This window comes from Chryseobacterium sp. MYb328, assembly GCF_037572595.1.
Classification (GTDB): domain Bacteria; phylum Bacteroidota; class Bacteroidia; order Flavobacteriales; family Weeksellaceae; genus Chryseobacterium; species Chryseobacterium pennae.
Genome location: NZ_JBBGZQ010000014.1, coordinates 56,048 through 76,211 on the forward strand (window position 1 = coordinate 56,048; position 20,164 = coordinate 76,211).

At 36.3% G+C, this 20,164-nt stretch carries 18 protein-coding genes and 3 tRNA genes; 10 read left to right on the top strand and 11 right to left on the bottom strand.

Features of this window, described 5'->3' with window-relative positions:
* Window positions 1-2: 2 nt before the first annotated feature.
* From WH267_RS14565 to WH267_RS14590, 6 genes are all read right to left on the bottom strand, one after another.
* Window positions 3-530, bottom strand: a complete 528-nt coding sequence (locus WH267_RS14565; protein WP_340009225.1) for a DUF4269 domain-containing protein — start codon at window positions 528-530, stop codon at window positions 3-5.
* The gene (locus tag WH267_RS14570; protein WP_340009227.1) at window positions 527-1,480 is read right to left on the bottom strand and encodes a GSCFA domain-containing protein; all 954 of its coding nucleotides are present in this window, start codon (window positions 1,478-1,480) and stop codon (window positions 527-529) included. The genes WH267_RS14565 and WH267_RS14570 overlap by 4 nt, the downstream gene beginning before the upstream one ends.
* A gap of 74 nt (window positions 1,481-1,554) precedes the next feature.
* Window positions 1,555-2,526 (bottom strand): polyprenyl synthetase family protein, encoded by a 972-nt coding sequence (locus WH267_RS14575; RefSeq protein WP_115973517.1) that lies wholly within the window; start codon window positions 2,524-2,526, stop codon window positions 1,555-1,557.
* A 103-nt stretch (window positions 2,527-2,629) separates the two neighbouring features.
* Window positions 2,630-3,772 (bottom strand): inorganic phosphate transporter, encoded by a 1,143-nt coding sequence (locus WH267_RS14580; RefSeq protein ID WP_115973516.1) that lies wholly within the window; start codon window positions 3,770-3,772, stop codon window positions 2,630-2,632.
* Between the two features lie 23 nt (window positions 3,773-3,795).
* A complete protein-coding gene (locus WH267_RS14585) occupies window positions 3,796-4,434 on the bottom strand; it encodes a DUF47 domain-containing protein (protein ID WP_115973515.1) in 639 nt (212 codons plus the stop codon).
* Window positions 4,435-4,585: 151 nt separating this feature from the next.
* Window positions 4,586-6,292: a DEAD/DEAH box helicase gene (locus tag WH267_RS14590; protein ID WP_115973514.1), complete on the bottom strand. Its 1,707-nt coding sequence runs from the start codon at window positions 6,290-6,292 to the stop codon at window positions 4,586-4,588.
* Window positions 6,293-6,518: 226 nt separating this feature from the next.
* On the opposite strand from WH267_RS14590, the gene WH267_RS14595 reads away from it, so the two are divergent.
* The 7 genes from WH267_RS14595 (at window position 6,519) to WH267_RS14625 (ending at window position 14,545) form a co-directional block, all read left to right on the top strand.
* Window positions 6,519-7,829 (top strand): TolC family protein, encoded by a 1,311-nt coding sequence (locus WH267_RS14595; RefSeq protein WP_340009234.1) that lies wholly within the window; start codon window positions 6,519-6,521, stop codon window positions 7,827-7,829.
* A gap of 3 nt (window positions 7,830-7,832) precedes the next feature.
* Window positions 7,833-9,101, top strand: a complete 1,269-nt coding sequence (locus WH267_RS14600) for an efflux RND transporter periplasmic adaptor subunit (protein ID WP_340009236.1) — start codon at window positions 7,833-7,835, stop codon at window positions 9,099-9,101.
* Window positions 9,102-9,156: 55 nt separating this feature from the next.
* On the top strand, window positions 9,157-9,906 hold the full coding sequence (locus WH267_RS14605; RefSeq protein ID WP_115973511.1) for an ABC transporter ATP-binding protein: 750 nt from the start codon (window positions 9,157-9,159) through the stop codon (window positions 9,904-9,906).
* A 20-nt stretch (window positions 9,907-9,926) separates the two neighbouring features.
* On the top strand, window positions 9,927-11,156 hold the full coding sequence (locus tag WH267_RS14610) for an ABC transporter permease (protein WP_340009239.1): 1,230 nt from the start codon (window positions 9,927-9,929) through the stop codon (window positions 11,154-11,156).
* 100 nt (window positions 11,157-11,256) lie between these two features.
* Window positions 11,257-11,925, top strand: a complete 669-nt coding sequence (locus tag WH267_RS14615; protein WP_340009241.1) for a DUF2461 domain-containing protein — start codon at window positions 11,257-11,259, stop codon at window positions 11,923-11,925.
* 337 nt (window positions 11,926-12,262) lie between these two features.
* Window positions 12,263-13,057, top strand: a complete 795-nt coding sequence (locus WH267_RS14620; RefSeq protein WP_115973508.1) for an FkbM family methyltransferase — start codon at window positions 12,263-12,265, stop codon at window positions 13,055-13,057.
* Window positions 13,058-13,066: 9 nt separating this feature from the next.
* Complete coding sequence (locus WH267_RS14625; RefSeq protein WP_115973507.1) at window positions 13,067-14,545, top strand: lipopolysaccharide biosynthesis protein; 1,479 nt, start codon at window positions 13,067-13,069, stop codon at window positions 14,543-14,545.
* Window positions 14,546-14,584: 39 nt separating this feature from the next.
* Here the strand turns inward: WH267_RS14625 and WH267_RS14630 are convergent, their stop codons facing one another.
* The 4 genes from WH267_RS14630 to WH267_RS14645 form a co-directional block, all read right to left on the bottom strand.
* The gene (locus tag WH267_RS14630) at window positions 14,585-15,631 is read right to left on the bottom strand and encodes a hypothetical protein (protein ID WP_340009244.1); all 1,047 of its coding nucleotides are present in this window, start codon (window positions 15,629-15,631) and stop codon (window positions 14,585-14,587) included.
* A 110-nt stretch (window positions 15,632-15,741) separates the two neighbouring features.
* Window positions 15,742-16,596 (bottom strand): glycosyltransferase, encoded by an 855-nt coding sequence (locus WH267_RS14635; protein WP_340009246.1) that lies wholly within the window; start codon window positions 16,594-16,596, stop codon window positions 15,742-15,744.
* Window positions 16,597-16,669: 73 nt separating this feature from the next.
* A complete protein-coding gene (aspA, locus tag WH267_RS14640; protein ID WP_340009248.1) occupies window positions 16,670-18,070 on the bottom strand; it encodes an aspartate ammonia-lyase in 1,401 nt (466 codons plus the stop codon).
* A 72-nt stretch (window positions 18,071-18,142) separates the two neighbouring features.
* On the bottom strand, window positions 18,143-19,168 hold the full coding sequence (locus WH267_RS14645) for an N-acetylmuramoyl-L-alanine amidase (protein ID WP_340009250.1): 1,026 nt from the start codon (window positions 19,166-19,168) through the stop codon (window positions 18,143-18,145).
* A 135-nt stretch (window positions 19,169-19,303) separates the two neighbouring features.
* On the opposite strand from WH267_RS14645, the gene WH267_RS14650 reads away from it, so the two are divergent.
* The 3 genes from WH267_RS14650 (at window position 19,304) to WH267_RS14660 (ending at window position 19,582) form a co-directional block, all read left to right on the top strand.
* Window positions 19,304-19,388: transfer RNA gene (locus WH267_RS14650), tRNA-Ser, on the top strand.
* Window positions 19,389-19,402: 14 nt separating this feature from the next.
* A tRNA-Pro gene (locus WH267_RS14655) sits at window positions 19,403-19,477 on the top strand.
* Between the two features lie 31 nt (window positions 19,478-19,508).
* Window positions 19,509-19,582: transfer RNA gene (locus tag WH267_RS14660), tRNA-Arg, on the top strand.
* Between the two features lie 88 nt (window positions 19,583-19,670).
* On the opposite strand, the gene WH267_RS14665 is transcribed toward WH267_RS14660, so the two are convergent.
* Entirely contained in the window at window positions 19,671-20,162 is a 492-nt protein-coding gene (locus WH267_RS14665) for a hypothetical protein (RefSeq protein ID WP_340009252.1), read from the bottom strand.
* Window positions 20,163-20,164 lie beyond the last annotated feature (2 nt).

Genomic DNA, 20,164 nt, shown 5'->3' on the forward strand with positions numbered 1-20,164 from the left:
TTTTATAATTTTAACAGATCTTCATAGGGATTTTCCAGATGCATCAATATTCCGAATGCCGGTTCTGTTTTGATTCCCTGTTTCTTAAGCTCTATTATTTTTTGTTTAAAATCTTCTCCTTTTTCCTGTAATATTTTGTGTTCAGCAACCATATGCCGATAAGCATTCTGCTCTATTGGAGGCTTATTCTGACCGAAAATCTCGATAGAAAATTCTTCCAGCATAAAGTTCAGTGTAATACTTTCTTCTTCGTTTATAATCGTTTTTTCAACGGAAACTCTTACATCGGCGGGTATAAGTTCTGTGAACATAATCTCCTTTAAAAAGTCTTCTTCAAATCTCAGATCCACCTCACAGATAATATCCAGATCACTGTTTTCAACATCAATTTCAATCGGAATTGTTCCTGCTAGTAATGGAGAATATTTACTCAGCTTTTCAAAGATCTTATATTGAGTAAGGACTTCATAGGCTCTTTTTTGTCTTTCATTTCCCAACTTTAAGTATTCAATCTCCGTAAAGTCAATCATTTGAATATTGTATGTTTTACTTTTGTACGCTGATTTTCTATTCTCTGATCCAGTTTCTCCCTGAATTCTATAAACTTAGGATCTTTCACATCATTGGTTTTGTGTTCCAACGCTCTCATGATCTTAAAGTTTTCTTTGATAAAGTCTTTGGTTTCCCCTGAAAAATAAGAGTCTCCAAACTTATCAAAAATATAATTAACGGCCTGGGCACTCGGATGAATCATATCTTCTTTATAGAAACGGTAATCTCTCAGGTCATCCATCAAAATCTCATAAACCGGAAGATAATGACAGTCTTCAAACATAGATATAGACTCATGAATGGCTGTAATCAGCTTAGATTTACTCAGCTGATTCTCCACCATTCCGTCTTTGGTATGCCTTACCGGCGAAACAGAAAACAGAATCTGAACTCCTTCTTTACAGATATCTTTAAGCTCCAGAATGGTATTGTAAATAGAACCTGTAAGCTCCTGATGGGAAAGCAGCCTTTTTTCAAAAAACTTCTGTGGAATCTTATGGCAATTGGCTACTAATTTATTTTTGGGTACGAATTCGTAAATGAAGGAAGATCCATAGGTAATAATGATCCAGTCTGCTTCCTGTAGAAAGGCATTTCCTTCTTCAATGGCTCTATTGATCTTATCCAACGTCTGGTGAATATATCTTGTATCAAAGCTTGTATGGTGATCCAGCGAGATATATTCTTCATTATAGACAATCAGCTCTTCCTCTACATAAAACTCCGAATCATGGAGTCTTTTTACTGCATTATTGATAGAAAAGGGGTTAAAAATCGTCCCAAAAGGATTGTTGAGGGTCTGAAGCTGCCCCTCTTTCAACAGTTCTGTCATTTCAGAGGCAAAGCAGGAACCGATTGAAAATATTCTGTCTTCAATCTCAATCTTTTTCTCTGATTTCGGAATATCGACTTCTGTTCTGAATTTCATTGTATAGATTTTAGGTGACAGGTAATAGGTAGCAGGCAATTCTGCGACCTACTACCTATCATCTGGAACCTTATTTAGCTTTCTCTTCTTAAAAGATAGTTTGCCAGCTCAATGAACGGCTTTTTCTTTTCTTCCGGAATATCAATTTTCTTAAGATAGCTCTGACCGATTTCGTTGTGTTTTTCGATCAGACGAAGTGCTTTTTCATCTACTTTTGTTCTTCTGAAGATCTTTTCAACCCCGTAGATTTTATCAATATTGTCTGTCTTTTTAGAATACCAGTAATCCAGTTCTTTTCTTTCTTCATCTGTAGCATGTTCTCTTGCTAACAGGTAAAGAACTGTTTTCTTGTTCTCATAGATATCTCCGGCATGTTTTTTCCCAAACTGTGCCTGATCTCCGAATACATCAAGATAATCATCCATAATCTGGAATGCAATTCCGATGTGTTTTCCGAAATTGAAGATTGCTTTTGCATCCTTAAAATCAGCTCTCGCGATTAATGCTCCGATCTCAAAAGAAGAAGCACTCAATACTCCGGTTTTGTAGGTAATCATTCTAATGTAATCATCAAAGGTTACATTTTCCTGAGTTTCGAAATTGATATCATACTGCTGTCCTTCACATAAAAGAAGTCCAGTATGGGTAAATATTCTGATACAAGCCTTGAAAATTTCAGGTTCAAGGTCTTCAAAGAATTTATAAGCTTTAAGCATCAATCCGTCCCCGGAAAGAATTCCCACATTGATCCCGTGTAGTGTATGGATGGTAGGTTTATTTCTTCTTAAAGGAGCCTCATCCATAATATCATCATGGATCAGAGTAAAATTATGGAAAAACTCGATTGCTAAAGCCGGCTTTATAGCTTGCTTCAGGTCTCCACCGAACAGATCACAGGCCATCAGCACCATAATGGGACGAAGACGTTTTCCACCATGGGAAATGATATAGTTCATCGGCTCATATAACTCCGTAGGCTTATCTTTAAAAGTGTACTTATTGATGGCTTCCCCAACAATCTGTTGGTATCTGTCTAAAAATTCCATAAAATCTTATAATTTGAACAAAAATACAATTTTTCAAGGCTTTATAAAACAAAAAACTTTGCCCAAATGGACAAAGTCTATATGATAATTGTGATTTTTTATCTTAAAATAAGAAAGTTACAAGAAGATAAGTGATACCAGCTACGATTGCTGAGATTGGAATGGTTAATACCCAAGCCCAAAGTAAGCTTACGGTAATACCCCATCTTACTGCTGAAATTCTTTTCGTTAATCCAACTCCAATGATAGATCCTGTAATCGTATGCGTTGTAGATACAGGAATACCGAAGTGGTCTGTGATGAATAAAGTAATAGCTCCTGCAGTTTCTGCACTCACTCCTTCCAATGAAGTTACTTTAGTGATCTTTGTTCCCATTGTTTTGATGATCTTCCAACCCCCACTCATAGTTCCTAGAGCAATGGCAATAAATGAAACTAAAGGAACCCAAATATAATGTTGTGCAAAGTAATCAAAACGTCCCGCAGAAGGAATATCCAAATACTGTGTATCCTGAAGCATATTAACGTGATAGTAAATCACCGCCGCTCCAATGATTCCCATTACTTTCTGAGCATCATTCAGACCATGTCCTAAACTGAACAAGGCTGAAGAAACCAGTTGCAATCTTTTGAAAGATTTGTCTGCTTTGTGTGGGTTTGATCTTTTATAAAGGTGTACAATAATTAATGTAATAATGATTGAAATAATCATCCCTATGATTGGTGCCATGAAAATGAACAAGAAGATAGGAATAACTTTATCAAACTTCACTACACCTTGATGAGTTACCTGAATGAAAGCTTCTTTAATGGTTTCCCACATCCCAAGTCCTGGCTGTGCTGCCGCCACATCATGGTAATCCATCATAAAAGCATGCGTTAAAGCTGCTCCCAGGAATCCTCCGATCAGTGTATGCGACGATGAGGAAGGAATCCCAAACCACCATGTCAGAAGGTTCCAGGCAATAGCTGCCATCAAACCGGAAAATATAACTTCAAGCGTGATAAAATTCTCGTTAACTGTTTTGGCAATTGTATTACCAATTTTAAATTCTCCAATAATATAAGCAGCAATAAAGAAAGCCGCAAAGTTCCAAAGTGCTGCCCAAAGTACAGCCTGGAATGGAGTTAAAACTTTTGTAGAAACGATAGTTGCAATCGAATTAGCTGCATCATGAAAACCATTGATATAATCAAAGATCAGCGCCAACGCAATAATAACTATCAGTAAAATCGGAAATTCCATTTTTTGCTAGGTATTGTTATCTTTTAGGCGTATTTAATCATGATGTTCTCAATTGTATTGGCAACATCTTCAGCTTTATCAGTTACGATTTCAAGATAGTTCAATACAGAAGAAACCTTAATGATGTTGATGGCATCGTTGGTTTCAAATAACTCTACCATTGAGTTAGAAAGCAGGTCATCTGCAATGTTCTCAATAGAGTTTACTTTAATACAAGCTTCCTTCACCTGCTCCATGTTCTTGAATCCTTTAAGGTTTTTCATTGCATTCTGGATTTCAAGACATGCCTTGTGAATCAATAGAGAGAAATCTGAATACGCTTTCATCTCAGGAGATTTGTATAGGAAGATATATTTTGTAGACGCGTAGATATAATCAGCGATATCATCTAAACCTGTTGCCAGTGTGTGAATATCTTCACGGTCAAAAGGAGTGATGAAGTTTTTTCCAAGTTCTACAAAGATTTCGTGAGTAAGCTCGTCATTCTTATGTTCGAAATCACTCATTTTTTTCAACATTGAATCGTCATTAAGATCGAAATCCTTGATTCCAGCGTTGAAATCTTCAGACATTGCAACTAGATTTTCAGTTACCTTTTCAAAAAGTACAAAGAAGATTTTATCTTTTGGTTGAAAAGCGTGGAAAATATTACCAATTCCCATTTTTTAGTATTTATAATTCGAGTGCAAATTTCCTAAAAAAGGATCGCACGTGAAACTATATAACATTAAGTTTTGTTAACATTCGCTTACCTGCTGATTACCAAATAAAAAAACCGGCATTACTGCCGGTTTTATATAGTATAAAAAGGGATTAGTTAGCTACTTCAGCTCTCATATCTTTCCCTTTGAATTTCATCGATTGAATGTTACTTAAAACATTATCTTTAAAGGATTTTTCAACTTCAAAGAAAGAGAATTTCTCTAAAATCTCAATATCACCGATTTCAGCTCTTCTTTTGCTTTTTCCATCATCAGTTGCCTTATTGATAATATCTAAAACATCAAGTTTCTTCAAATGATCTTTTTTTCCAAGATTAAAGAAGAATCTAACCATGTTTTCATCTCTTCTTCTTGGTTTGCTGCTACGATCTCTATCTCTTCCGCGATCTCTGTCTCTATCACGACCTCTGTCTCGGTCTCTGCTATCCCTGTCACGTCCTCTGTCTCTTCTTGAGTAATCATCATCTCTGCTGCTCAATTTCTGCTCAGTAAGATCATGCTTGTCTTTGTAATATAAAGCAAGGTCTTTCAATTGGAATTGCAGTAACTGGTGTACCAATTCTTCTTTTGTGAAATTGCTCAAATCCGGGATTAAGCTATTATCAAATTCGAAAATATCTTCGTGCTCCGTCAATAATTTTTCGAATACACCTCCTACCTGAGCTTTGATAATATCTTCACCTGTAGGAATGAATTTTTCGTTAATTTCAATTTTTGTTGCAGATTTAATCTGCTTCAGTTTTCTGCTTTCTTCAGGCTTGATTAAAGCCATAGAAATACCATTTTTTCCAGCTCTACCTGTTCTACCACTTCTGTGAACAAATACTTCAGGATCATCAGGTAAAGAGAAATGAATAACGTGAGTCAAAGAGTTTACATCCAATCCTCTTGCTGCAACGTCTGTGGCTACAAGAATATCAATGTTTTTCAATCTGAATTTCTTCATTACCGTATCTCTTTGCGCTTGAGAAAGGTCTCCATGAAGGGCATCAGCTGCGTAACCGTTCTGCATCAAGAAATCAGCTACCTCCTGAGTTTCCATTCTTGTTCTACAGAAAATAATGGAATACTGATTCGGGTTGGCATCAATTAATCTCTTTAATGCTTCTTTTTTCTGACGGTACCCTACCACATAATATTCGTGTGTAATGTTCTTCTTCACTTCGTTGATAGAACCTACTGAAATACGGTGTGGCTTTGTAAGGTAATTTTTGGAAATTCTTTCCACTTCTTTATTCATCGTAGCCGAGAATAAGAAAGTTTGTTTAGTTTCCGGTGTTTCTCTTAAGATGGTTTCCAACTCGTCTTTGAATCCCATAGAAAGCATTTCATCAGCTTCGTCTAATACTAACCAATGAATAGCAGAAAAGTCAAGTGCTTTTCTGTTGATAAGATCAATTACTCTACCAGGAGTTCCCACAATAATCTGTGGCTTATCCTTTAAAGATCTCATCTGATCTACAATACTACTTCCACCATAAACTGCTGTAGTTTTGATGTCTTTCATGTACTTAGAGTAATTCTTTATGTCTTTAGAAATCTGAAGACATAATTCCCGTGTCGGACAAAGCACCAATAATTGGATTTTGCGACTCGTATCGTCAATCATATCCAAAATCGGAAGCGAAAACGCTGCTGTTTTGCCTGTCCCTGTCTGCGCAAGTGCGATCAAGTCGCGAATATCTGAAAGAATAAAAGGGATAGTCTGTTTTTGGATTTCTGTTGGGCTTTCGTAGCCCAGTTCGCCAATTGCCTTAAGGATATCAGGACTTAAATTGGTTTCCGTAAATAAATTCATTAACTATTTTAAAATTTTTGCAAAGATACAATAAATATTTGACTTGTTTTTGAATAAAGTTTTAAATATACAAAGTTAAATTCAGAATCTTATAATACTTTTTTAATATTTGAAAAAATAAACATAAAAAACAAGCTTTATATTAAAAAACTGTTAAACATTAGTTTTTTTTATTAAATTGGATTAATTTTTTCTGGATTATTTATGAATTTTCAAAAACAAAACTATGAAACGCAAATTTTTCTTTTTGATATTCTTATTGATAACGCTTGAAATATTGGCCCAGACACCTAATTATCCCACCCGCTGGACCCTGGATAAATGTATTGAATATGCAAAGGAAAATAATATTTCTATCAATTCATTAAGGCTTTCTAAAAATTCGGCCCAACAGGATTTATTCCAAGCTAAAGAAGCAAAATACCCTAACCTCAACGGAACGGTTTCACAAGGACTTTTTGCACTGAATAGTAACGATGGACTTCATGTAACGGGTGCACAAACCCAAAGCATTGGAGCCAATTCTTCCATGACGATCTATCATGCCAATTATATTAAAAATAATGAAGCATCAAAAAACCTGCTGGTCCAGATGGCTGACTTATCTGTACAGGAATCCCAAAACAACATCACCCTAAGCATCACACAGGCTTATCTGAATATTCTGATGAATGAAGAAAATATCATTTCCCTGGAAAATGTTCTGAAAACAACCCAAACTCAATTAAAACAGGGAGATCAGCTTTATAAAGCAGGAAGTCTGTCAAAACTCAATTACCTACAGATTCAGTCACAGGTTGCCCAGGATGAGTATAATCTGACTTCAACCCAGAATAATTTACGGACTAATATTGTCAATTTAAAGCAACTCCTGCAATTACCAACCAATTATGACTTTCAGATTGCAAAACCTGACAGCATTATTGTAGATGATCAGCTAAAACCATTACCGGACGTTCAGAATCTCGCTCAAAGCCAACGTCCGGAGGTCAAATATGGAGAATTGAATGTGGAAAATTCCAATACCAATCTTAAAATGGCACAGGCTTCTGTTCAACCAACCTTAAGTGTGGTAGGAAACATTTCAACCAATTATTCCAACGGAAATGGAAATTATTTCAATCAATTGGGTAACAATTTCTACATGCCTATCGGATTAAGCCTCGGAATTCCAATTTACAACAACAGAATCTACAAAACTCTGATTGAAAAATCGAAGATTGCCATAGAACAGGCCAATCTTGATCTGCAAAACACAAAAACAATTCTGAACCAACAAATCGAGCAATCATATATCAATCTGCAAAACGCCCTGTCACAATTTGATTCCGCTTCCAAACAAATGAACATCAGTAAACAGAGCTATGATATTGTAAATGCTCAAATGAAAATAGGCAGTATCGACTATGTGCAGCTTCAACAGCAGCGATTGCTTTACATCCAATCTATTCAAAATTACCTGCAGGCAAAATACACTGCAGTTCTTAATAAACAGATCTACGAATTTTACGCAGGTAACCCTATAAATCTAAAGTAAACTATGAAAACAAAGAATAAAAAATGGTTGTATTGGGTTGTAGGCGGCATCATTGTTTTAGGTGCAGTCTGGTTTTTCTTCATCAGAGAAAAAGAGATAAAAATCCAACTGGAAACTGTAAAACCCGAAATGGGAGAAATATCCAATTCTATTACAGCTACAGGAACTATTCAGCCGGTAGATACCGTTGCTGTAGGGACTCAGGTATCAGGTATCATCAAAAATATTTATGTAGATTTTAATTCTACAGTGAAAAAGGGGCAGCTTTTAGCTACTCTTGATCCGGATCTCCTCAAGTTTCAATCTGAACAGTACCAGTCTAATCTACAAAATGCAAAAAGTAACCTTGCCTATAATGAAATCAATATCAACCGACAGTCACAGCTTTATAAAGTAGGTGCTATCAGTAAGGCGGATTATGACAATGCCACCAATCAATATAATATAGCAAAAGCACAGGTAGGTACTGTAACTGCTCAGCTTTCTACCGCCAATAAAAATCTTTCACTCACGAACATCTATTCTCCGATAGACGGCACGGTTCTTAACAGGAATGTAAGTGAAGGACAGACTGTCGCCTCAAGCTTCAGTACACCTACTCTATTCAGTATAGCAAAGGACCTTACGAAGATGAGGGTTCGCGCCTCAGTAGATGAAGCTGATATCGGAAATGTGAAAGTTGGGCAGAAAGTTACTTTTACAGTTGACGCTTTTCCTGACGAAACATTTGACGGTGAAGTTGCCGAAGTCCGACTCCATCCTACTGTCTCCTCGAATGTTGTAAACTATACAACCATTATCAATGCTGATAATCCCGAACTAAAATTAAAGCCGGGAATGACAGCTAATATCACAATTTATACGCAGATTATAGATAACATAATGAAGATTCCGGTTGCTGCAACCAGTTTTAGGCCCGACAGCCTTGTTATTCAGAAATACAAAATCAACTCTCCTTTTGCCAATGGCAAAAAACATGAAAAAGGACAATGGAAAAAGCAGAAAACGAAAGGGATGGATAAAAAGAATGAGATGGGTGTATGGGTCATTGCCAAAGACAGTACGATATCCCGTAAAAAGATTAAAACAGGAATGGATAATGATACTGAAATGCAGGTAATTTCAGGCTTGGATAAAAATGACAATATTATCACCGGTTATAAGCTTTTATCTAAAAAATCTTCAGGCGGGCAGGCAAAAAGCCCGTTTATGCCTCAAAGAAGAAGTGGTGGAAATACTAAAGGCAGCAGTGGTGGCGGACCAAGACAGTAATAGTACCTTATCTAAAATTTAAATTAAGAGAATCAGCAATTCTAAAATAAAAGTCATGACAGAAAAAATTCTGGAAATCATGGATCTGAAAAGAGAATTCAGGATGGGTGAAGAAATCGTTCATGCGCTGAAAGGAGTTACTTTTTCAGTAGAAAGAGGTGAATTCGTAACCATCATGGGAAGCAGTGGCTCGGGAAAATCTACCCTGCTCAACATTTTAGGCTGTCTGGATAAACCATCAAACGGGGATTATATTCTGGATGGAGTCAATGTTAAAAACCTTGACCGCGATGAACTGGCCATATTAAGAAACCAAAAAATAGGTTTTGTATTTCAGGCCTATAATCTTCTTGCCAGAACTACTGCAAGGGAAAATGTAGAGCTTCCCCTTCTTTATAATCCCAAAATTTCAACGGAGGAACGATATAAAAGATCAGTAGAAGCACTTGCTGCTGTAAAATTGGAAAACAGAATAGATCACCTCCCTAATCAGATGTCCGGTGGGCAGCAGCAACGAGTGGCTATTGCCCGGGCTTTAGTCAATGAACCTGTAATGATCTTAGCTGATGAAGCTACAGGAAACCTTGACACAAGAACTTCATATGAAATAATGGCTCTTATGCAGGATCTCAATAAACAGGGACGTACAATTGTCTTTGTAACACACGAACCTGATATTGCTACTTTTAGCAGCAGAACGGTAACACTACGGGACGGGAAGGTTATCAAGGATATTAAAAATGACAATATAAAGTCTGCCAGAGAAGCTCTGGATAACCTTCCGGTAAATGATGACTATCAATAGCTAATCCAAAACCCATTGCAATGAATCTCTCCAATCTCTTCAGAATTGCCTGGAAAGCCCTTTTAAGAAATAAACTACGTGCATTTTTAACCATGCTTGGGATTATCATTGGTGTTGCCTCGGTAATTGCCATGACAGCTATTGGTGAAGGTTCTAAAAAAAGCATCAGTGACCAGCTTTCTTCAATGGGTTCCAATATGATTACGATCCGTCCTTCAAGTAACGTGAATGTTTCAGGTGGAGCAAGAATAGGAGCTTCCGGATTACAAACCTTAAAACCACAGGATACTGAAGCCATTTCCAAAGGCGCTGCGGATGTTTCTTCTGTTTCTCCGGCTGTACAGACCAATGGACAGTCTATCAACGGGCCCAATAACTGGCCTACTCAATTGCAGGGTGTAAATGAAGAGTATTTTCAGATCAGGGATTGGAATATTTCCAGCGGCAACCTTTTTTCCAGAAAAGATGTCACTTCTTCCAACAAAGTCTGCCTTCTGGGACAAACTGTTTATAATAATCTATTTCCTAATGGTGAAGATCCGGTGGGGAGTATTATCAGATTCAATAAAGTTCCTATGAAAATCATTGGCATCCTTGCTCCCAAAGGCTCCAATGCATTCGGGCAGGATCAGGATGATGTGATTATTGCACCTTTTAATACTGTTCAGAGAAGATTTTTAGGAATAACGTATGTACAGACCATTTATGCATCTTCTACGAATGAGAATACTTCACAACAGGCTACCGATCAGGTTTCAGAGATCCTGAGAAAACAGCATAAGTTACCCCTGGATGGAAGCAATGATGACTTCAGCGTAAGAACTCAGGCTGAACTGATTTCCACGATGAGTTCCACCAGCCAGCTTCTGACAGTACTGCTTTCAGCTATTGCGGGAATTTCTCTTATCGTGGGCGGAATCGGAATTATGAATATCATGTATGTTTCCGTTACGGAAAGAACTAAAGAAATCGGCCTTAGAATGTCTATCGGAGCAAGAGGAAAGGATATACTGTATCAATTTTTGATTGAAGCCGTTCTCATCAGTATTACCGGAGGAATACTTGGCGTTATTTTAGGTATTCTCACTTCGGAGCTGGTCACCTTCTTCTTGTCGTGGCCTACTTTTATTACAGAATCGTCAATTATTATTTCGTTTATTGTCTGTGCTGTAACCGGAGTATTTTTTGGGTATTATCCTGCCCTGAAGGCTTCAAAACTGGATCCTATTGACGCATTGAGATATGAATAGTTTTGTGTAAATTTGAATAACGTTGCGGCTTTGAGATATCAGACATAAGTTTATATCTTAACCCTGAAACAACTAAAACAATTAAATACCAAACAAAAGTATGTCAGCCAGCATTTCTTCCAAAACCTTTGATTTTCTAAAGAAATTAAGCAAAAACAACAACCGTGAATGGTTCAATGAGCATAAAAAACTGTATACAGAATCTCAGGGAAATGTTATTGAGTTTTTGGATGACCTGATCAGGGAAATGTCTGGTTTTGATGAAGAACTTTCTAAAATCGACAGCAAAAAATCACTCTTCAGAATTTACCGTGATACCAGATTTTCAAAAGATAAATCCCCTTATAAAACCAATTTCGGAGCTTCACTAGGAATGGGAAAAGGACATCAGAAGGGTGGATACTACCTTCATATGGAACCGGGAAAATCTTTTTTAGCCGGCGGAATCTACATGCCTGAGTCCTCAGTACTGAAGGAAGTACGAAAAGAGATATCGCTCTACGGTAATGATTTTCTTAAAATTCTAGATAATAAAGACTTCAAAAAACATTTTCCGGAACTGGATCAGGATGATAAACTGAAAAAGGTTCCTCAGGGTTTTGAAAAGGAAGATCCTATGGCTGAATATTTAAAACTTAAGAATTTTATTGTAGTGTACTCACTCAAAGATGAAGAGGTTTTAGATCAAAACGCTCTAAAGAATATGACTAAGATTTTTAAGCTGATGAAACCATTTAATGATTTTCTGAATACACCTTTCCAGGCTTAAAAATTCCTGATTTTTTCCCCCACAGATCTCCTTGAATACACAGATTCTTATAAGTAAATGCTTTGAGGATGTAAATTATGTTATTTATGAAAACATTCGTGTTATTTGTGTTTAAAAACCTGTGAAGCTCTCGGGTTATATTTTGCACTTACCTCTTCTTTAAAATAAAAAGCTTGCATAAGGCGTTTCTGTGACAAACTTAAAATATATTACAATTCAGTCCCTTACAAAACATCTAATAAAGACTATCTCCTGAAAATCAATTTATTATATTTAACATTTTTTAAGATAAGTTTTACATTTTTGTTTATCTTTGCTGTTCGTCAAAAAGCTAAGGATGTCTTTATACCAAAAAATTGCAGAAAAACTACAATATATAAGTCCGGATTTTTATAAAAAAAGATACTTTAAGACCTTAAACCATCTTAATAAAGATAATTTTTCGGAACGCAATGTAGAACCGGAACTGGTATGGATCAAAGAATACCTTCCCAAAAGTGCTGTAATACTGGACATTGGTGCCAACGTAGGAACTTTTCTATATCAGCTGGAAAGCAAATTAAATCATGAGCATATCTATGCTTTCGAACCTAATAAAAAGCTTTATACAAGACTGAAAAGACTATTCCCTACAATGCGGGTACTTCCTTTGGCTCTTTCTGACGAAAATACAATAGCGGAATTCAAAGTTCCCATTATCAACGGAAAAACGATTGCTTCCCGTGGAACCTTAAACACTGCTTACAAAGAAAAAGGCGAAGAGAAAAGCTATACTGAGAAAGTAAAGGTTATCAAACTGGACGAATGGGCAGCCCTTGAGCACTTCAACAGATTAGATTTTATTAAAATAGATGTTGAAGGGAACGAAATAAAAACTCTTTCGGGAGCAAAAGAAACCATCAGACAGTTTATGCCTACCTTAATGGTTGAGATGGAACAAAGGCATCACCAAACACCAATATGGAATGAAATCTCTGAAGTAGCAAGCTGGGGATATGAAGTGAAATACCTGAACAGGAACAGCTTTACCCTTGAGCCACTTACAGAGGATATTCTATTACAAAATACAAACGACGAAAAAAATAAAACTCAGTACATTAACAATATTATTTTTATACCTAAAAACCCTTAAAACAACTTTATGAGTGTAGTAGCGAGACAAGGCTTCAAATATTCCATTATTGGCTATATTGGTTTTTTGCTGGGCACAGTTTCTGCAATATTCATTTTTCCAAATGATTTTGAATTTTATGGAAAACTCCGCTACAGTATGCAGACTGCAGAAATGCTTGTTCCTTTTGTGGTTTTTGGAATTTCATACGCTAATGTAAAATTTTTTCATTCTTTACAAAAAGACGGTAAAAATCAGAACATGCTCTCCCTATCGCTTGTTACGATTTTAATTAACTTCCTGATATTTTCTATTGTATTTTTTATTCTTCCTTACTTTTATCCCAAGTTCATGCATTCGGAAGCCTGGAAAATTAAGGGAATTATCCTACCTCTTATTCTGGTTTTATCTCTTTGTGCTATTTTCAATAAATACACGTCTAATTATAAAAGAATTGTTGTTTCTAATATCTTTGACAATCTCTTTCCTAAAATAGCCAATTTGGGAGCTTTCTGTCTTTTCTCTTATTTTGCTCTGTCTCAGAATATAGCATTAGCCTTTTTCTTCGGAATGTTTACTTTAATGCTTTTCGGATATATTTATTACACGAATAAGCTTGAGAAAATTCATTTTGATATCAGCACAGATTATTTTAAAAAGAATAATTTCTGGAAGGAGTTTTTAAACTACAGTTTTTTTGGTTTTCTGGGGACCTTTGGAAATTATCTAGCAATCAATAGTTTTATGATTGGAGAATTTATGGGCATGGAAGAAAATGGTATTTATTCTGTACTGTATGCTCTTATCTCTTTAATTTCCATTCCACAATTGGGGTTATTTAATATTTCGGCCCCTATTATCAGTAAGCATCTTGCCGATGGTGATATGGAAGGCCTTGATAAGTTTCATAAAAAAACATCATTAACCTTATATTTTCTGGGAGCTGTATTGTTTTCCTGTATTATGGTTGGATTTCCTTACCTAACTCAGTTTATGCCTAAAAACGGTGTTATGCTAAGAGAATACGAACCGGTTGTATGGATCTGGGGTTCTGCAGTTTTAATTGATCTGGCAACAGGATTTAACGGAAATATCATCTCTCTTTCAAAGTATTACAGATTCAATATTCTGTTAATGCTTTTATTGGCAGGATTAACGATTGGACTGAATTTCTATTTCATCAAAAACACTGATCTGAAGCTTATCGGAATTGCTTTATCTACAGCTATTTCCCTTACCATCTATAATGTTCTTAAAATTTTATTCAACTACATTGTTTTCAAAGTTTCACCATTAACTATTGAAATGATCTTCGTATCTATCATTTGTACCCTGGCGATTACTGTAGCAATTGTTCTGCCTAATTTTGACAACAACTTCATCAATCTGATCTATAAGCCAGCCGTAGTTCTTGCATTAATTTATATCGGAAACTATTTTACAAAAATTTTCCCGATCGAGGATTACCTGAATGCAAAGTTTATTAAGAGTATTTTTAAGTTTAAATAAAACTTAGAAAGAAAAATAAAGGAACAAAAATGCAGTTTTTTAACCGGCAATAAAACCGTTTAATAACTGTTCTACTTTTGTTTGGACTTCTGCCCTACCATAACTTTTCTGAAAATCGAAATGAGTTTCGGCAAGCTCTTTCAGCTGTTCGAGAATATTCTCTTTTTCAGGTACAATGAAATTCAGTTTTGAAGGATAATTCTTTGGAAAAACAGCCAGTTTCCCATAGGTAATTGAATCACCCAGGTTTCCTGTCATCTTGGTTTGTCCATATGTTTCCTGTATGCTGAAAAATTCAGTCCCCTGCTGAATCGGGCACCAAAGCACATCTGCTTTCTTCATCCACTTCTCAAAATCTTCTGCAGAAACCCTTTCTGAAAAATAGGTTACAGAAATATTCTCCGGCAGGTTTGAAGATAAATGTTCGAGCTTTTTCAATTCTTTATCCTTAGCTTTTCCAAGAAAAATAAATTCACATTTCTGATCTGTTCTGATCTGCTGAATAGTAGTGAAAATATGGTTATAATCTCTCCTCTTTTGTGAAACACCACCGGGGATGACAATCATAAGACTTTCATTCTTAGATTTCACAAAGTCTCTGGCATAAAAAAGAGGTAAAAACTGATGTCTGTCAGAGGTCAATGCTTCATCCAGCACCATCAGGGATTTTGATTCCTGATATACTTTAGTGGCATACAGCAACCCTTCTTTTAACCACAACTTCATCCGGTAGATAACATCTCCTTTAAATATACTTTTAAGCAAATCAAATTTTGAAGCCCTGGTAAAATTGAGATTATGGGTAATAACAGCTGTATTGTATTTATTTGTTACAGCAAGAAATGTATTAAAGAAACGATGAACGGTTCCTACAATAACCAAATCATATTCTTTGGTCTTAAGCTGATCTAAAATCATAGAACTATCAGACAAAAAAACATTTGATTCTGTTTCGCCGAGCTGATCTTTAATTTTTTTTGAAAAATAATAATCTACACTGAAATTCTGAGATCCTTCCATAATATCTATGAAAGCCTGTGCTATTTCTGCGTGGGTGTCTATTTCTATGTAGGCTATTTTTTTCACTAACTGATAGCGGTTATTTTTAGGTTTTGGCTAAAGCCGATTTAATTTTTATTTTTCATTACGAATGGGCTAAAGTCCATTCCTATTGATGTTTATTTTGGATTACAGCATTATATTTTCAGCCATTTTTTCTTCAGCATTTTCCAACGCTGATCATTGACTACCTTCTGTTCTTCTTTTGTAATTTTAAGCTCCAGTTTTCTTGACTTACAAGCTTCATAGGATTTTACAATATCAAAAAAGAATGATGGCGATTTGCTTTTCATTGCTTCCTTTGAAGAGGCTATATAAGCCAGAAACCTGTTTAATCCTAAAAAATAGAAATAATGGCCGTAATAATCAGCCGGTTTGATGGTATAATCGGCTCCTTTTACTTTGATAAGTTTTACATGGAGTTCCGGCAGGACCACTTCCTTCCATCCCAAATGTTCCAATACAATAGAATCTATATTATCCCAACCTAATGTTTCCCTTAAACCACCCATCTGAACAAAGCATTCTTTTCGGTAAGCTTTCATAGGTCCTCTTACATGATGTTTATTGGAGTTTCCTTCGTACACCCAGTTCCCTTCCTGTTCCACATAAAGTAAACCTCCTACCAATCCATATTCAGGGTTATTAGCAAAAGCTTCTTTTACAGTTTCCAGATAGTTTTCAGGTAGAATAATATCAGCATCAAATTTACAGATGATATCAAACTCATTTACAGATTGTGTCTGCAAACCATTTTTAAAGGCATGAACAACCTTTGAACCAGGCTGATGTTCTGATTTCTGAAGGTTTATTGTTTCAAAACGGGAATCAGTCTCTGTATATTTCCTGATCACCTCAGGAGTAGCATCTATGGAACCGTCATTAACGATTACTACCTTAAAGTCCTTACTACTTTGTTGTTGCAGGGAATCCAGAGTGAATGAGAGGTTCTGCTCTTCGTTATGGGCAGGAATAATAATTAAAAACCTCACGGATTATTTTATAAATGATGAATAATAAGTGATAAATGGTGCTTTCACATCATTTACCACTCATTGTTTTATTTTACTTGTTATGCGGCTTCAGCATGTTTTTCGGATCAAGGATCTCATCAAGTTTTTCCTGAGAAAGAATTCCTCTTTCTAAAACAAGATTGTATACACTTTTTCCGGTTTCCAATGCATCTTTGGCAATCTGTGTGGATTGTTTGTAACCGATATAAGGGTTCAATGCTGTAACAATTCCGATGCTGTGTTTTACCATATTCAGACATACTTCTTTGTTGGCAGTAATTCCTACCACACATTTATCACGAAGGGTATCTAGTGCATTGCAAAGGAAATTGATATTTTCCATAATAGCATGAGAAAGTACCGGCTCCATTACGTTAAGCTGCAATTGTCCTGCTTCTGCAGCAAAGGTTACTGTAAGATCGTTTCCAAATACTTTAAAACAAACCTGGTTTACCACTTCAGGAATAACCGGATTTACTTTACCTGGCATAATAGATGATCCCGGCTGCATTGGCGGAAGGTTGATTTCGAACAGTCCAGCTCTTGGTCCTGATGAAAGCAGTCTTAAATCGTTACAGATCTTTGATAATTTTACTGCAAGACGCTTCATCGCTGAAGAATAAATCACATAAGATCCTGTATCCGGTGTAGCTTCTACAAGGTTAGGTGCGGAAACAATCGGGAATCCTGTGATCTGAGCTAAATTTTTAGCACAAAGTGTAGCATATCCAACTGGGGCATTCAGTCCTGTTCCTATGGCAGTAGCTCCCATGTTTACTTCTACGAAAAGGCTTGCATTATTATTCAGTTTGGAAATATCTTCTTCCAGTGTAGCAGCATATGCTTCGAACTCCTGTCCTAATGTCATAGGAACAGCATCCTGAAGCTGTGTACGTCCCATTTTGATAACATCATGGAACTCCTGTCCTTTTGCACGGAAAGCTTCAATGATTTTCTCCAGTTTTTCTACCAGACCGATATTCATATGCAGCAATCCCATTTTGATTGCGGTAGGATAAGCATCGTTGGTTGACTGTGAAAGGTTGATATGATCATTAGGTGAACAAAACTCATATTCGCCTTTATTTTTCCCTAATTTTTCCAATACAATGTTAGCAATTACTTCATTCGCATTCATATTGATTGAAGTTCCTGCTCCTCCCTGTATCATATCTACCGGAAATTGCTCATGGTATTTTCCTGCTACGATCTCATCGCATGCTTCTGCAATTTTGAAATACAGGTTTTCATCAAGAAGTCCTAATTCATAGTTGGTTTTTGCGGCTGCTTTTTTTACGAAAGCCAGTCCTTTGATAAAATCCGGATACGCTGACAGAAGTTGTCCGGAAATTTTGAAGTTGTTGATTGCTCTTTGGGTCTGCACTCCATAATAAGCGTCTAAAGGCACGTTCAGTTCGCCTAATAGATCACTTTCTTTTCTGAAATTTTCCATTACAGATATTTTACTGTTTTTGATCGTTTAAAGATAGCAAAAACGCATCGATCCGATGCGCTTTAATTTGAATTATTTTACTGAATATTTTACATTTAAAGCTTGCAGTATAGCCCATGTTTCGGCATCCATAATTCCGTCATAATTTTGTGGACGGAAATGATACTGGAAAGCTTCAATCGTCTTCTTGGTGGCATCATCCCATTTTCCGCTAAGCTCTATTCCATAACCCAATTTCTGTAATGCAGTCTGTATAGCAAAAATGAAGACTGTATCATTATATTTTGCCGGAAGTTCTGTCTGTGCAAGATCGAAGTAGTTTTGTTTGGCTGCTTCATCATACCACATTCCTATCTGGTATTCATCATATAATTTTTTCCAAGGGAACATTGGCCCGGGATCCTGCTTTCTTGTAGGTGCAATATCTGCATGGCCAATCACATTGGTTGCCGGGATCTGATATCTTGTCACAATATCTTTTGCCAACGCTGCTACTTTTCTTATCTGTGCATCACTGAAAGGAACAAAAAGTCTTTTACCTGTTGCATCAGTAGTAAAGCCTGGATTTACAATTTCAATTCCTATGGAAGTATCATTAAGATTCTTGTCAGCTCTCCATGAACTTACTCCGGCATGATAAGCACGCTTATTCTCATCTACCAACTGATAGATTTCATTATCTCCGGTATTGTTTACCAGGTAATGAGCACTTACTCCCGGCTGGGTAAGAACAGTGATGGACTTGTCATCAGGAAGTACAGTATAGTGCATGATCAGATAACGTTGTCTAAAGTTCTGCGCCATGGCAGGGAAATACGTTTTTACAACTTTATATCCTGCAGGTTTTGCGGATACAATAGAACCATAACTTGCTGTATTATCATTTTTTGTTGGGTCTGCTATATTAGTAGTAAAAAAGTCTACTCCATGATCGCTTACAACTTTTGGTTTTGGAGCTTCCGGAGTTTGCGTCTTAACTGCTGTTTTTGGCTGTACCACTGGGGTTTTCGGTTGGTAGGTATTTTTTTTTACATTTTTCTGAGAAGCACACGAAAAAACTAAAGTGCTTAATCCGATGATATATAATGTCTTACGCATCAGTTTGGTTTTTTATCAATTTATTACTTCAAAAATACGCAAAAATTTCTTGAAATTTATTTGGTAAATAAGGAAATCTATTCTATATTTGCACTCGCAATAACAGAACAACGATCATTAAAAAATAAACAAAAAGGAGGGTTGCCAGAGTGGTTAATGGAGCAGTTTGCTAAACTGTCGACGCGAAAGTGTCGCAAGGGTTCGAATCCCTTACCCTCCGCACTCTTATATATTCGGGGCGTAGCGTAGTCCGGTCATCGCGCCTGGTTTGGGACCAGGAGGTCGCAGGTTCGAATCCTGCCGCCCCGACTGTTTTAGTAATTTTCTCAAAATTACAAATGGGTGCGTAGCTCAGCTGGATAGAGCATCTGCCTTCTAAGCAGACGGTCAAAGGTTCGAATCCTTTCGCGCTCACAAAAACCTCATCATTTTTTATGATGAGGTTTTTTTGTTTTTATTTTTCTTTCAAACCAGCCTTTTTAAGAAAATAGAAAGATCAAACTCAACTCAGAAGGCTTTGCAAATCTGCAAAATAAAGTGATATACGATAATGCAGGAAGGTATCAATACATAATAGTCCAAAGAATAAGCCCGTAAACCCTAATGATAATCCCCTATAATAATCCGCTGTAAAAATGAAACAGAGAATTAGTGAAATAATAGTGAGCATAGCCCATACAATTCTAAATACAGTATAGGACTTTTCATCATTTTTTATTTTCCTATATTCTGCTGCAACTGTTTTCTGAGCATCCTTTTTAAACTTTTGGTTTATTTCTTCTGCATATCTGATTCTGTTCATTACAAGGTATGTACCATAGCAGGTATTCAATACTAATAATAAGAAAATTGGGATCATCATTCCACGCAAAAGTGTATTTTCACTCCTGAGTACCAAAATAAATAGCAGAACGAGTAATACTGAAAATGAAAGCATCCATTTTCCCTGCTCAGCATCTCCGTTTGCCCAGGATTGCAGTTGAATAAAATCCATGA

What these genes read in the sequence shown, in the direction of transcription:
- WH267_RS14665 (WP_340009252.1), bottom strand. Translation starts at nt 20,162, where the DNA reads ATGGATTTTATTCAACTGCAATCCTGGGCAAACGGAGATGCTGAGCAG.
- WH267_RS14620 (WP_115973508.1), top strand. Translation starts at nt 12,263, where the DNA reads ATGTCTTTATACCAAAAAATTGCAGAAAAACTACAATATATAAGTCCG.
- WH267_RS14600 (WP_340009236.1), top strand. Translation starts at nt 7,833, where the DNA reads ATGAAAACAAAGAATAAAAAATGGTTGTATTGGGTTGTAGGCGGCATC.
- WH267_RS14570 (WP_340009227.1), bottom strand. Translation starts at nt 1,480, where the DNA reads ATGAAATTCAGAACAGAAGTCGATATTCCGAAATCAGAGAAAAAGATT.
- WH267_RS14575 (WP_115973517.1), bottom strand. Translation starts at nt 2,526, where the DNA reads ATGGAATTTTTAGACAGATACCAACAGATTGTTGGGGAAGCCATCAAT.
- WH267_RS14580 (WP_115973516.1), bottom strand. Translation starts at nt 3,772, where the DNA reads ATGGAATTTCCGATTTTACTGATAGTTATTATTGCGTTGGCGCTGATC.
- WH267_RS14625 (WP_115973507.1), top strand. Translation starts at nt 13,067, where the DNA reads ATGAGTGTAGTAGCGAGACAAGGCTTCAAATATTCCATTATTGGCTAT.
- WH267_RS14595 (WP_340009234.1), top strand. Translation starts at nt 6,519, where the DNA reads ATGAAACGCAAATTTTTCTTTTTGATATTCTTATTGATAACGCTTGAA.
- WH267_RS14590 (WP_115973514.1), bottom strand. Translation starts at nt 6,292, where the DNA reads ATGAATTTATTTACGGAAACCAATTTAAGTCCTGATATCCTTAAGGCA.
- WH267_RS14615 (WP_340009241.1), top strand. Translation starts at nt 11,257, where the DNA reads ATGTCAGCCAGCATTTCTTCCAAAACCTTTGATTTTCTAAAGAAATTA.
- WH267_RS14610 (WP_340009239.1), top strand. Translation starts at nt 9,927, where the DNA reads ATGAATCTCTCCAATCTCTTCAGAATTGCCTGGAAAGCCCTTTTAAGA.
- WH267_RS14645 (WP_340009250.1), bottom strand. Translation starts at nt 19,168, where the DNA reads ATGCGTAAGACATTATATATCATCGGATTAAGCACTTTAGTTTTTTCG.
- WH267_RS14605 (WP_115973511.1), top strand. Translation starts at nt 9,157, where the DNA reads ATGACAGAAAAAATTCTGGAAATCATGGATCTGAAAAGAGAATTCAGG.
- aspA (WP_340009248.1), bottom strand. Translation starts at nt 18,070, where the DNA reads ATGGAAAATTTCAGAAAAGAAAGTGATCTATTAGGCGAACTGAACGTG.
- WH267_RS14585 (WP_115973515.1), bottom strand. Translation starts at nt 4,434, where the DNA reads ATGGGAATTGGTAATATTTTCCACGCTTTTCAACCAAAAGATAAAATC.
- WH267_RS14565 (WP_340009225.1), bottom strand. Translation starts at nt 530, where the DNA reads ATGATTGACTTTACGGAGATTGAATACTTAAAGTTGGGAAATGAAAGA.